This is a genomic window from Inquilinus sp. CAU 1745, from assembly GCF_039839375.1.
GTDB lineage: Bacteria > Pseudomonadota > Alphaproteobacteria > DSM-16000 > Inquilinaceae > JBDOQU01.
Genome location: NZ_JBDOQU010000021.1, coordinates 15,505 through 28,455 on the forward strand (window position 1 = coordinate 15,505; position 12,951 = coordinate 28,455).

Genomic DNA, 12,951 nt, shown 5'->3' on the forward strand with positions numbered 1-12,951 from the left:
TCCTCCCGGGAATGCCGCCGCCGGCCGTCGCCCATTATCGTTACAGCGAAAGTTCTTGGACTTCGCCGCCCGGCATCCTTAATCTTCGGGATATCAGGAGGGCACGCATGCGCATCGAAGCCAAGCATTCCCATAACATCACCGTCCGGTGCGACTGCAACCGGACCTTCAACCTCATTCGCCTCGGCCCCAGCGTCGAATGTCCCCATTGCGGCCGGACGGCGATCTCGACCGACCTGGTGCTGGAATGGCACCTCTCCGGCGGCAAGAAAGTCTCCGTGGACGCCGCCTGACAGGGCGTGCGCCAAAGGCCGGCCGCACCCGCGCGCCGGCCTTTTAGGTCGGTCATTCGGGAGCGAAGTTTTTCTTTTTGGTCATTCCGGACTTGATCCGGAATCCATGGGATATCACCGCATCACCGATGATGGAGGATTGAGGCTCTGGCCCACGCATCGGGTCTAGTCGCGAACAATGTGGACCGATGATTTGGCGTGGCGGACGACGCGGGCGGCGTTGGGGCCGAGCAGGTAGTCCTTGAGCGTCGGGCGGTGCGAAGTCATCACGATCAGGTCGGCGGGCAGTTCCTCGGCCGTCTCCACGATCTCCTGATAGATCGTGCCGTGCCTGCCGATGACGTCGCCCGCGAATTCCGGGGGAATGTGCTCGTCCCTGAGCTGGCGCAGGCGGTGCTCGGCTTCCTTGACGATCTCCTTGATGTCGTAGTCGAGCGACCCTTTCTTCTCGCCGCGCACGGCGTAGCGCCAGTCGAGTCCCGACGCCAGATGCGGCACGACGGTCATCAGCCAGACCTTGCCGTCAAGCAGCCGCGCCTGGGCCACCGCGACCGGCAGCGCCTTCGTCCAGGAACTCTCGTGCTGGAGATCGACCGGCAACAGTACTTTGGCCATGGCTTGCTCTCCCATGCCTACACGCCTTGCGGATGCCGGCGGGAATTCATCCCCGCGGCCGGATCTCCTGCCTCGGTTTCGCGACCAGGAGATAGAAGAGGTAGCCAATCAGCACGAGGACAAGGAGGTTCACCAGCGCCGTCCAAGGATCGATGGTGATGCCTGTGTCGGGATCGGCCACGAGGCCGGCGCGCAGCGCCGGCGCCGTCGGCACCGCCGGGTGCACCAGCTCGTCGGAGGCGAGCGCGGCGTTGAGCTTTTCGATGCTGGCGGCCGCGAGCGGCTGGGTCGGCGCGACGCCGACCGTGTTGGGACCCTGGGCGCCGATCGCCTCGCGCTTGCTGGAAGGGCCGACAAGCACGATCTGGACGCTGATCGTGTCGATGGGGTCCTCCTGTCCCGGATAGGTCCCCGCCGGGATCCTCGCCGGCCGCATGAACGAGAAGCGGATGGCGGCGTTGCCCTCGGTCCAGGCCCCAAGCGGCAGCAGGCGAAGCTCGTCGTCCGCCATCAGACCGGAGATCGCCGCATCGCCCACGGGCGCCATGAGAAGCGCCGCCTCCGCCTCGCCCTGGCGTAGCGCTTCGAGCGCCGCCTCCGGCTCTTCCGGGGCGGCTCCGACAAGCTCCACATCGCCCTCCCTGCCAAGTCCGGCCAGGAGCATCCGCGCGAAACGGTCGGCGCCGGAATCCGCGGCCCCGACGGCGAGCGTGCGCACGTCGGCGAAGCTGGCCGGGCCGTTCGCGCCCGTGACGACATGGGCGATTTCGTAGCCGAGCACTCCAAGGGCCTCGGCGCTGGTCGCGGGCGTCGGCTCGCCGTCCGCGACGGCGAAGAACGCCTCCGCGGCGGCGACGCCGAGCCGCGCCTCGCCGCTCTCGACCGCGGCCACCGGATCGGGAGTCTGGAGGATCTCGACGGAGCGTTCCGGGAAGACGCTTCGCGCGGCGCGCAACGCCTCGCCCGCCGGACCCGAGAGCGACCATCCGGCCTCCGCCGCCACCATCAGGCTCGAGGTCTGCTGGGCGGCGGCCGGCGCCTCCGGCACAAGACCGCGCTCCGCGAGGAAGCGGGCGGCGACCCCCGCAATGGTCTCGCCGCCGAACTCCACGGCGGCGTTCATCTCGCGCATGTCCTCGCTCGAAATCTGTCCGGCGAGCCGATCCAGCGCCGCTCCGAGCCTTGGGAACTGCGCAAGGGTGTCTCGCCGGACCAGCGGCGCCGCCTCGTAGACGGGGAAGAAGCCGAGATCGTCCTCAAGCACCGTGAGGTCGTATTGGGCGATGTGCGCGTCGGTGCGGAATATCTCGGCTACGTCGGCCTCGCCCTCGATGAGCGCCTGTACGATCTGGTCCTTGCCCTCCGCGGTGTTGGGGAACGCCAGCACCTCGCCCTGACGCAGACCGTAGCGGCGGACGAGCGCGCCCAGCCCGTCGATCGGGCGCTGGGCGAATTCCTCATCGATGACGAAGCTCACCTCGGGCAGGTCGCCAAGGTCGCTGATCGTCTCGACGCCCAGCTCCGCGGCCCGGTCCGGCGACATCGCCAGCACATAGTCGTTGGAGAAGCCAAACCGCGGCAGCCAGTCGAGGCCGAGTTCGCCGTACAACTCCTCGACCCGCGCGGTCGCGGCGTTCCCGTCGGAGATCGGCGTCTGGCCGAGCAGAATCAGGCCGGTGCCGTTATATTCGGGGTATACGTCGATGACGCCCTGCTTCAGCGACTCGAAGTTCGCGAAAGTGCTGCCCAGCGGGATCGATCGATCGACCTCGATGCCTTCAAGCTCGATGAGCTGCGCCATCATTTCGGCGAGCAGCATGTTCTCGGTGAAGTTCTTCGAGCCGATGTCGACCGGGTCGATCCGCTCCTCGCAGCCGGCGGCGCCGAGCAGGAGCAGCGCGAGCCAGAGGGCGCGGGTCGAAAGGCGGTGGATCGCGCGCATCGTCCTCTCCCCTCATTCGGCCGTGGATCGGGCGGGAGCGGCGGCGGTGACCGCCTCCCTCGGCGCGCCGGGCCGTTCCTCACGGAGCGCGCGCAGGAAGCCCACGAGTTGAAGGAGCACGATGAACGTGTATGGGATCGCGCCGGTGATCGCCATCGCCTTGGCTATCTCGACGCTGCCCGACAGCAGCGTGCCGGCGGTGATCGCGGCCATGATGAGGCCCCACATGACCTTCTGCCGGGTCGACGGGTTCAGGTCGCCGTCGCTGGTCATCATCGCGATCACGAAGGTGCCGGAATCCGCGCCCGTGACTAGGAAGATGAAGACCAGCAGCACGATGATGGTGTTGAGGACGAGGGTCCACGGCAGATAGCCGAAAAAGCCGTAGAGTGCCCGCGAGACATCCTCGAAGACAAGTTCCGACAATCCGCCCGCGCCGAACATCTCGATATAGACCCCGGTGCCGCCGAAGACCGCGAACCAGAGCATCGAGAAGATCGTCGGGACCAGGATCACCCCCAGGCAGAATTCGCGGATGGTGCGGCCGCGGCTGATCCGGGCGATGAAGATGCCGACGAACGGTCCCCAGGCGATCCACCAGATGAGATAGGTCAGCGTCCAGCCGTGGGTCCAATCCCGCAATTCGCCGTCGAAGCTGAAGATGCGGAACGACAACTGGACGATACTGCTGAGATAGTCGCCGATGGAGGTGATGAAGACGTCGAGGATGAAGGTGGTCGGCCCGACGATGATCACGAACAGCATGACCGCGATCGCCATGACCATGTTCGTGTTGGACAGGATCTTGATGCCCTTGTCGACGCCCGTGCAGGCGGAGATGATGAAGGCGACCGTCATCACGACCAGGATGATGATGCTCATCATGTTGTTGTTGGGCGTGCCGAAAACCTCGTTCATGCCGCTGCGGGTCATCAGCGCGCCCATGGCCAGAGAGCCCGCCATGCCGAAAACCACCGCCAGGACGCCAATGATGTCGGCGACCGAGGAGACGCCGCGGGTGACGCGCGGGCCGAGCAGCGGCCCGAGCGAGTACGCGATCGGGGTGGACACCATGGTCGGCGCGTTGCGGCGGAAGGAGAAATAGCCGATCACCAGCGCGCAGACGGCGTAGATCGACCAGGCGTGCAGGCCCCAGTGCAGGTTGGTGATGGCGAAGGCGGTGCGCGCCGCCTCCGGCGTGAGCCCCTCCTGCCCGGGCGGCGAGGTGAAATGGTAGATGGGCTCCGCCACGCCCCAGAACAGGATGCCCCCGCCCATGCCGCCGGCGAAGAGCATGGAGAGCCACGAAACGGTGTCGAACTCGGGCTCCTCGTCGTCCGCCCCCAGCTTGACGTGTCCATAGGGGCCGAAGGCGAGGAATACGCTGAGCGCCAGGAACAGAGTGCAGACCGCCATGAACAGCCAGTCGAGGCTGTCGAGCGCGTAACCGGTGAAGGCCAGGGCCGCGCTCGACATCTGCACCGGCGCGAACACACCCCAGATGCCGATAGCGGCGCAGAGCGCCATCGAGACGATCAAGACCGGATTGGCTGCTCGCATGTGCCCCCCCTTTTGGCGTCCGTCATCCGTTTCCGGGGCTGGGAACGCCATGGCTCGACCAGCCGGGCAGGCGACGTTGCGCATCCTGCGAGGTGTCTCCCCCACATCTGGGCAACTATCGCGAGAGTGTCATGATCGCAGTCGGATATCTAGTCCGGATTTCCTATGGGCCTGTCAGGCCATGCGCGCGGGGGCCAGCATGGCGTTGTCTTTGTTGGTCATTCCGGCGGAGCCGGCTACTGTATTGTCAGGACCATGCCTCCTCGTCCTGAGCCTGTCGAAGGATCGGGGCCCACATGGTTCGACAAGCTCACCATGAGGGAGAGGGGCGGATATTCCCCGGTTGGTCATTCCGGCCCCCGAGCCGGAATCCATGGGCCGTTGCCGCTTCACCGGCGGAGAAGAACGGACGCGGTCCCCTGCCTCCTTCGCCGCCGCATGGATGTCGGATCGGGGTCCGGCATGACGGTGATAGCTCTCCGCCAGCGTTCCCTCCGCCCTACAGCATATCCCGCAGCCGGTACCAGCTCATCGCCAGCACCAGCGCCGGCATGCGGAGCAGGCGGCCGCCGGGGAAGGGCTGGTGGGGGATGCGGGAGAAGACGTCGAAACGCTCCGCCGTGCCGGCGACCGCTTCGGCCCTGTCTCTCCGGCCCAATATCACTCCGCCGCTTCGATATGCTTGAGCCGATCCCGCTGGAGGTCGAGGTTTTTCCGGGAAATCAGGGGGGAGATTTCCAGCACGGATGGGGATGGATGCAGCGCCGTATGGGCCTCCAGCCACGCCGCCACCTCGGCAAGTCGCCATAGGCTGGGATTGCCGGTGAACACCGGATCGGGAAAGGGGGAGGGCATCCCCCTGATTTCGCCGGAAGCGTACTTCCGGATGTTCTGCCGGGAGCAACCGGCGATGTCCGCGATGTCGGCGAGATTCACGAGGTCCGGACCAATCTCGACCAGCGTCGCGCCAGGGATGGCGGCGGCGACCGCCTCCAGCGCCGACTGGATGGCGTCGTCGGCCGTAGCGGCGTCGCGCGAGAAGTCGAGGGCGATGCTCCCGCGCCTGCCGACGCCGGCAGTGGCGTCATCGCAACCGGCTTCGAAAAGGGCGTCGAGATAATCCGCCGGGTCTCCGCTTTCGCTGGGAAGCCGGAATTTCAGGATGAATTCGTATGTCTTCGCCATGTCAGCGGCGCTCCTTTGCATGCCGGCATCCCTCGACTGCACGCCGTATCTTTCTCGCTTCATGCTCGGGAACCCGGGGCGTGCTCCAGACGGATGTCAGGCAGAACTCGCCGCACCGGCAATCCGCATCGTTCCGAGGGCACCGCAGGATGCCCCACGCATGTCCATGGCCCTCGACCACCTTCCAGCCTTCCGCCTCGGCATATCGCACCGCCGCCTCGATCTCCTTGTTCTTGTGCTTCCTGCGCGACAAGGCAGCTTCTCCTATATCGGCCGATCAGCCATGGTTGTCAACCGACAACCGTAACCCTTACAACATATCCCGCAGCCGGTACCAGCTCATCGCCAGCACCAGGGCGGGCATGCGGAGCAGGCGGCCGCCGGGGAAGGGCTGGTGGGGGATTCGGGAGAAGACGTCGAAACGCTCCGCCGTGCCGGCGACCGCTTCGGCCATCAGCTTGCCCGCCAGCCCGGTCAGCGCCACGCCATGCCCTGAATAGCCTTGCGCGAAATAGATGTTGGGCGCGATCCGGCCGAAATGGGGCGTCCGGTTGATCGTGATCGCGACATTGCCGCCCCAGCAATAGTCGATCCGCGCGTCCTTCAGATCGGGGAAGAACCGCGCCATCGTCCGGTGCAGCCGGCGGTCCATCGCCGGCGGGGTCATCGCCGAATAGGCCACACCGCCGCCGAACAGCATCCGCCGGTCCCGTGACAGCCGATAGTAGTTCAGCACGAAATTGATGTCCGCGACCGCCATGTCGCCGGGGATCAGCTTCAGCGCCCGTTCCTCACCCAAGGGCTCGGTGGCGATCATGTAGGTGCCGACCGGCATGATCCTCGACCGCGCCAGCCGGTCGGCCTCCGGATGGATCGGGTCCAGATAGGCGTTGGCCGCCAGGATGACGTGGTCGGCGGTGACGCGGCCCCTCTCGGTGACGGCCGTGGGCGTTGCGCCGTCCTCCAGCCGCGTCACTTTGGCGCCTTCGAAGATGTGGGCGCCCGCCTGCCGCGCGGCCTCGGCCAGCCCCAGAGCATAGTTCAGCGGGTGAAGCTGCCCGCTGCCGCTGTCCAGCAGCCCGCCGACATACTCCTCGCAGGCGACCAGCCGCTGGACCTCGCCGCGATTGAGATAGCGCGCCTGGCCGTAGCCCAGCGTCTCCATCTCCGCCAGCATGCCGCGCAGATCCAGTATGTGCCGCCGCTTCATGGCGGCCAGCACATAGCCCCAGCGCAGGTCGCAATCGATGTTGTGGCGGGCCACCCGGTCCGCCAGAAGGGCCTTGGATTCTTCGTTCATGTCCCACAGCTTGCGGGCGTCCTCCCGGCCCACCCAGCCGGCGATCTCGCCGACCGTGCGGTTGAAGCCGGTCACGATCTGCCCGCCATTGCGCCCCGACGCGCCCCAGCCGACGCGATTGGCCTCCAGCACCGTCACGTCATAGCCCCGCTCCGCCAGGTGCAGGGCGGCCGACAGGCCGGTGAAGCCGGCGCCGACGACCAGCACGTCGCACCGCCGGTCCCCCTCCAGCGACGGGAAGGGGGCGTGGGGGTTGGCGCTGGCGGCGTACCAGGACGGGGCGTGGGCGGCTGGCTGCATGAAGTCTCGCGGGTGCTGGGGTGGCGAAAGCGTCAGATCGGCAGGCTGAGCGACCAGTTGTCCACCCCGTCCTCCGATCCCTCCATCCGCAGGTTCGGCGCCGCGCAGGACGCCGCCAGAAGGGGAAGCACGATGAGGAGGACCAGAGCGACGGCCCGCCGGCCAGACTTTTGCCGGTCAGACCTTCGACAGATACCAGTCATATTCCAGCGGGGTGATCATGGAGAAGAACTTGTCCCGCTCCGCCCATTTCAGCTCCAGATAGACATCCAGATAGCGGCGGCCGAAATACTCCTCCAGCACCTTGCTTTCGTTCAGCAGGTCCAGCGCCACCAGCCAGGATGAGGTCAGCGTCGATTCGACCTTCTGGTAGGCGTTGCCCGTGATCGCCGGGCCGGGATCGATCTTGTTGGTCAGGCCGTGATGCGCGCCCGCCAGGACCGCCGCCATGACCAGATAGGGGTTGGCGTCCGCGCCGGCGACGCGATGCTCCACCCGACGATCCTTCGGCCCGCTGGGCGGGATGCGCAGCGAGCTCGACCGGTTGTTCACCGCCCAGGTCGGGGCGTGCGGCGCGTAGGTATTGGCCTGGAAGCGGCGGAAGGCGTTCTGGTTCTGGGCGAAGACCGCCATGCTTTCGGCCATCGTCTCCGACAGCCCGCCGATGGCGTGGCGCAGCGCGTCCGACCCTTCCGGATTGTCGCTGGAGAAGATGTTTTTTCCGTCGCGGTCCAGGATCGACATGTGGATGTGGAAGCCGCTGCCCGCCAGTTCCGGATAGGGCTTGGCCATGAAGGTGGCCTCGACGCCATGATTTTGCGCCACGCCCTTGACCACCCGCTTGAATAGCAGCGCGTCGTCGCAGGCGTCCATCGGGTCGTCGACATGGTGCAGATTGATCTCGTACTGGCCCGGCGCGTACTCCGACACGGCCGAATCGACCGGGATGCGCTGCACCTTGCAGGTGTCCGAGATGTCGTGCAGCAGCGCCTCGAAATCATACAACTCGTCGATGCCGTAGACCTGGGTCGTGTTCTGCCGCTTGCCGCTGACCGGCGACACCGGCGGGCGCGGTGCGCCCATCGCATCCCGCTCCCGGTCGATCAGGTAGAATTCCAGCTCGATGGCCACCACCGGCCGCAGCCCGTCATCCTTCAGCCGCTGGATGACGTTCGCCAGTACCGTGCGCGGATCGGCGAAGAAGGGCGACCCGTCATGATCGACCATGTTCAGCAGCACCTGGCCGGTCGGCCGGGGCAGCCAGGGGATGGGATCCAGCGTGCCCGGCACCGGGAAGCAGTCCCGGTCCGCGTCGCCATCGTCGAAGCCCAGCCCCGTCTCCTCCACCGTCGATCCGGTGATGTCGGTGGCGAACAGCGATCCGGGGAAGGTGACGCCGTTCCGGTAGAGCTTCGGCAGCCCGTCGATCGGGATCTTCTTGCCGCGCAGGACGCCGCAGGCGTCGGGAATCAGGGCGTCAATCTGGGTAACGTCCGGATAGGCCTTGCGAAAGGCCTCCATCTCCTCGATCAGCGTCTCGGGGAGGGCGGCCTCTTGGGTCACATCGGGCATTCGAACGTCACGAGTCTGTTTCGGATAAGCCTCATCCTCACCCTTGCCGTGCGCCTGTCAAGCCGGCCGAAAAGAGCGTCTCACCTTGAATCACAGTGAGTCTATTTCGCCTATCAGCAAATTTGCAGTCTGGCTTAGGCCTGCGCTCTCCATCTTCAGAATCAGATTCTCCGCATCGAGTTGAGGTCTGTTGAACCGCTGGCGCATTGTGCGGAGTGCTGCGACTGCACCGGGGGGATCAAGGTCGATCGCGTCTGCCAGGAATTTATCTGTCGTTGAGACGATGATGTCGAACGAGGCGATGTAACCCGTCGGAAAATGTTTCGTGTTTTCCGTCACGATGACAGAGGATCGCGCCTGGATAGCCGCGGCGAGAACGTGACGATCATCCTTATCCGGCAATTCGCATTCCGGAATCAGATATTCGTATCTTTCGGTCATTGCTTCTGGAAAGGCGCGCTTGATTGCATCGCAATGACGGTTGGCGATGGCTTCCGGATCTGCGATTCCCCGCTGCCGGAGGATGGAACAGATGGCGCGTTCCGCCTCGGCAAGGATTTCGGCGGACCAGCGGGGGCGGAAGAATCCCGCCTCCGCCAGACTCAGGACCATGTTGCGCGGCAAGGCTCCCGCTAACACGCATGCATCGATCGTTGCCGTGTAGCGATTTGCTCTCATTCTGGCCGCAGCGTTAGATCAGGTCCGCGTCCAGGGCGGCCAGATCGTCCAGGGCCTTCGACCGATCGGCATCGCGTTTCCGCTTGTAGTCGAACAGGTCCTGCGCGCGAATCCGCCGGTGACGGCCGACCATCTCGTGGGCAATCTTCTTTTGCTCCAGAAGCTTGATCAGATGGGGTCTGGAAATATTCAAGAGGTCGGCGGCCTGTTGCGTCGTCAGCATCTCCTCGGTGGGGACTATGGTGACCGCTCGTCCACTGCCCACGTACCGCAGCAAGGTCATGAAGGAGCGCGCCAAAGCGGGCGCCAGCACAACATCCGCCCGTGTCCCGGCATTGATGGCAAGTTTCAGTTGCGTCGGCTCATTGTCCTTGATGGTGCCCGCGAGGATTTGGCGAAGCTGATTGGCGCTCTCGATCTCTGCGCTGGACGGCATCCGATCATCGAAAATTCGAGCTTTTGCAGCGGCCATCATCCTCTCCTTTGTGCGTGAGCACACAATATGCGTATCGCGTATATTCGAAACAAACGCAACAACGAAACAAGCTGACGATCGGCTTGTTCCGATGCGTCCACACGCCCGAAGCGACCTGCTCCGCCGAGACGCTGGCGCTTTGACGGCGCTTGCGGCCATAATCACGGCGGTTTCAACAATTTCAGAGGCGTGTTTTGGATTCCGGCAGCGAACCCAAGGAACCGATGCAGTCATTCATCGAAGAGCATCGGATCACGGAGGTCGAATGTCTCGTCCCCGACATGAACGGCATCGCGCGGGGCAAGATCCTGCCCGACGAGAAGTTCCTCCGCAGCCTGGATCATCGGGGGCTGCGCATCCCGGAATCCATCTTCGTCCAGACCGTCACCGGGGAATATCCTGACGAGGACGTCACCGACGACGCGACGATCGACGTCTACATGGTGCCCGACCCCAACACCATCCGGCCTGTCCCCTGGTATGAGGAGCCGACCGCCCAGGTGATCTGCGACTGCGTCTACGCAAACGGATCGTCGGTCGAGATCTCGCCCAGGCACGTCCTGCGCCGGGTGCTGAAGCTTTATGAGGAAAAGGGCTGGAAGCCCGTCGTCGCGCCGGAACTGGAATTCTTCCTGGTCGCGATGAACAAGGATCCGGACTACCCGCTGGTCCCACCGATCGGCCGGTCGGGCCGGCCAGAGACGGGGCGCCAGGCCTACGGCATCGACGCGGTCAACGAATTCGATCCGATCTTCGAGCAGATGTACGATTGGTGCGAGGCGATGGGCATCGATGTCGACACGCTGTCGCACGAGGCCGGGGCCGCGCAGATCGAGGTCAATTTCAACCATGGCGACCCGCTGGAGCAGGCGGACCAGGTGCTGCTGTTCAAGCGCACCATGCGGGAGGCCGCCCTTCGCCACAACGTCTACGCCACCTTCATGGCCAAGCCGATGCAGCGGGAGCCGGGCTCGGCCATGCACCTGCACCAGAGCGTCGTGGACCTGGAGACCGGCCGGAACCTGTTTTCCGACGATGACGGGGAGAACAGCGCGCTCCTGCTTTCCTGCATTGCCGGGCTCCAGAAATACGTGCCCGCCGCGATGCCGCTCTTCGCGCCGAACGTGAACTCCTATCGCAGGCTCGATCCCGAAAGCGACGCGCCGATCAACGTCCATTGGGGCTTCGACAACCGCACCACGGGCTTCCGCGTGCCGGTCAGCGAACCCAACGCCCGCCGGGTGGAGAACCGGGTCGCCGGGGCCGACGCCAACCCCTACCTGATGATCGCGGGCTCGCTCGCCTGCGCTTATCTGGGCATGACCCACGGGCTTGAGCCGTCGAACCCGGTGATGGGCAGCGCCAAGAAGCTGGCCTTCACCCTGCCGCGCCACCTGTACGATTCCCTGAACAAGTTCAACGCGTCCAAGCCCCTGCGCGAGGTGCTGGGCGACAAGTTCATGGACGCCGTCTGGTACGTGAAGCTGGCGGAATACGACGCCTACCATCAGGTCATCAGTTCCTGGGAACGCGAGAACCTGCTGCTCAACGTATGAGCGGGTGGGGCTGCCGGGAATCATGATGGGCTGAGGATGCTGGGAGTGGGATATCTGGGGCGCGGCGGTCGCCGCCGTCGGGTCGAGGGTGAGATCGAACGATCCATGCGTCGGCTGTACGGCTATGCCGTCAGCCTGACCGGCGACCGCGACGCCGCGCAGGACCTCCTCCATGACGGCATCGTACGGGCGCTGGCCGCCCGAACGACCCCCCGGGACGACGCCGCGCTTCGGGCCTGGCTGTTTCGGATCGTGAGGAACGTCTGGATCGACCATCATCGGCGCGAGATCGGTCGCCCGCTTGCCGGCGACGGCGACCCCGCGGACCGGTGGGACGGCGAAACCGCCGTCGTCAACGTCATCGCCGTGCGCCAGGGGCTCGACCGGCTGTCTCCGGAACATCGGGAGGTCATCGCGCTCGTCGACCTTGCCGGCTTTCCCTATGCGGAGGTCGCCACCATATTGGAGACGCCGGTCGGCACGGTGATGAGCCGCCTGAGCCGTGCCCGAAGTTCGCTTCTGGGCGTTTTGAGGGGAAACAACGTCCGGCCCTTGCGGATGAATCGAAGACCATGAACGCGGCCGCCATGAACGAGCCTGACTGGCAGGAAATCAACGCCTATGTGGATGGCGAACTGGATGCCGACGCCGCGGCGCGGGTCGCCGCCGGCGCGGCTTCCGATCCCCGTCTGGCAGCGCGGATCGCCGAACTGACGCGGTTGAAGGCCGCCAGCATCGCCGCCCTCGACGCGGGACCGATCGCCGGGTTGCCGCCGCTGGCGGATCGATCGCGCTCTCGGTCATTCCGCCCCGTCGCATGGGCGGCGACGATCCTTCTTCTGCTCGCGGTAGGGGCTGGCGCGGCGATCCATCTGACGGCGGCCGAAGGGCAGGGCGATCTCAGGACGATCGCGATGGCCGAGCATGCCGCCTGGCTGGAAAGGGATGCGGAAGCCGACCCTCTGCGCGCCGCCGGGATGGCGGCGGCCGCGACGATCCCGCCGCGGGGCGTTCCCGACCTTTCCGGCCTTCGCCTGTGGGTGTCCGACATGACGGTTTCCGCCACCGGAGAGGCGGCTGGGTTGTTCGTCGGCTATTCCGGCACGCGCGGCTGCCGGCTCGGTCTATGGATCGGCGCGGCGTCCGGGGACGCGCCGCAAAGACCGGTCAAGGAGATCGACGGCCTGCGGACGGCCGTCTGGCGCGTCGGGGAAACCGGCTACGCGCTGGTCGCCGAAGGCATGGCCCTCGATCGTTTCGATGCGGTGGTCGATCTGGTCGAGGAATTCAGCCGTCATTCCGACGATGGGGTCGCGGACGACACGGTCCTGGCCCGAAACGGCGACCCGGCGAACGCTCCCTGCATCGGCTGACGCCCCGGTATTTCCTGCCTCCGGTATTTTTCAGGCGTCATGGAATAAATCCCCGCTTTTTCCGGTCTCTTCTTCCGCGTCCGGGGGCTTTCGCCCATTCGC

The 12,951-nt window shown here is 65.6% G+C and carries 12 protein-coding genes and 1 pseudogene; 4 read left to right on the plus strand and 9 right to left on the minus strand.

Annotation, left to right across the window (positions count from 1 at the left end; all coding sequences use genetic code 11):
• The first annotated feature begins 107 nt into the window (after positions 1–107).
• Positions 108–293: a hypothetical protein gene (locus tag AAFN89_RS19300; RefSeq protein ID WP_347540853.1), complete on the plus strand. Its 186-nt coding sequence runs from the start codon at positions 108–110 to the stop codon at positions 291–293.
• A gap of 165 nt (positions 294–458) precedes the next feature.
• Here the strand turns inward: AAFN89_RS19300 and AAFN89_RS19305 are convergent, their stop codons facing one another.
• The 9 genes and pseudogenes from AAFN89_RS19305 to AAFN89_RS19345 form a co-directional block, all read right to left on the minus strand.
• Positions 459–908, minus strand: coding sequence for a universal stress protein (locus AAFN89_RS19305; protein WP_347540854.1), 450 nt, complete (start codon positions 906–908; stop codon positions 459–461).
• A 46-nt stretch (positions 909–954) separates the two neighbouring features.
• Positions 955–2,850 carry a glycine betaine ABC transporter substrate-binding protein gene (locus AAFN89_RS19310; RefSeq protein WP_347540855.1) on the minus strand — a complete coding sequence of 632 codons (1,896 nt, stop codon included), beginning with the start codon at positions 2,848–2,850 and terminating at the stop codon, positions 955–957.
• 12 nt (positions 2,851–2,862) lie between these two features.
• The gene (locus AAFN89_RS19315) at positions 2,863–4,410 is read right to left on the minus strand and encodes a BCCT family transporter (RefSeq protein ID WP_347540856.1); all 1,548 of its coding nucleotides are present in this window, start codon (positions 4,408–4,410) and stop codon (positions 2,863–2,865) included.
• 499 nt (positions 4,411–4,909) lie between these two features.
• Positions 4,910–5,050 (minus strand): annotated as a pseudogene (locus AAFN89_RS19320) (FAD-dependent oxidoreductase); the annotation flags it as partial.
• A 20-nt stretch (positions 5,051–5,070) separates the two neighbouring features.
• On the minus strand, positions 5,071–5,595 hold the full coding sequence (locus AAFN89_RS19325) for a DNA-binding protein (protein ID WP_347540857.1): 525 nt from the start codon (positions 5,593–5,595) through the stop codon (positions 5,071–5,073).
• Positions 5,596–5,905: 310 nt separating this feature from the next.
• Positions 5,906–7,195 carry an FAD-binding oxidoreductase gene (locus AAFN89_RS19330; protein ID WP_347540858.1) on the minus strand — a complete coding sequence of 430 codons (1,290 nt, stop codon included), beginning with the start codon at positions 7,193–7,195 and terminating at the stop codon, positions 5,906–5,908.
• A gap of 177 nt (positions 7,196–7,372) precedes the next feature.
• Positions 7,373–8,767 (minus strand): glutamine synthetase family protein, encoded by a 1,395-nt coding sequence (locus AAFN89_RS19335; RefSeq protein WP_347540859.1) that lies wholly within the window; start codon positions 8,765–8,767, stop codon positions 7,373–7,375.
• A 90-nt stretch (positions 8,768–8,857) separates the two neighbouring features.
• A complete protein-coding gene (locus tag AAFN89_RS19340; RefSeq protein WP_347540860.1) occupies positions 8,858–9,445 on the minus strand; it encodes a PIN domain-containing protein in 588 nt (195 codons plus the stop codon).
• A 13-nt stretch (positions 9,446–9,458) separates the two neighbouring features.
• Positions 9,459–9,920: a helix-turn-helix domain-containing protein gene (locus AAFN89_RS19345; RefSeq protein WP_347540861.1), complete on the minus strand. Its 462-nt coding sequence runs from the start codon at positions 9,918–9,920 to the stop codon at positions 9,459–9,461.
• A 224-nt stretch (positions 9,921–10,144) separates the two neighbouring features.
• Here AAFN89_RS19345 and AAFN89_RS19350 point away from each other — a divergent pair, with 224 nt between their 5' ends.
• Genes AAFN89_RS19350 through AAFN89_RS19360 form a run of 3 tightly spaced genes read left to right on the plus strand, consistent with a single transcriptional unit; the run spans position 10,145 to position 12,849 of the window.
• Positions 10,145–11,476, plus strand: coding sequence for a glutamine synthetase family protein (locus tag AAFN89_RS19350; RefSeq protein WP_347540862.1), 1,332 nt, complete (start codon positions 10,145–10,147; stop codon positions 11,474–11,476).
• A 36-nt stretch (positions 11,477–11,512) separates the two neighbouring features.
• Positions 11,513–12,052, plus strand: a complete 540-nt coding sequence (locus AAFN89_RS19355) for an RNA polymerase sigma factor (protein WP_347540863.1) — start codon at positions 11,513–11,515, stop codon at positions 12,050–12,052.
• Positions 12,049–12,849, plus strand: coding sequence for a hypothetical protein (locus tag AAFN89_RS19360; protein WP_347540864.1), 801 nt, complete (start codon positions 12,049–12,051; stop codon positions 12,847–12,849). Before AAFN89_RS19355 ends, AAFN89_RS19360 begins: the two co-directional genes overlap by 4 nt.
• Positions 12,850–12,951: the final 102 nt, after the last annotated feature.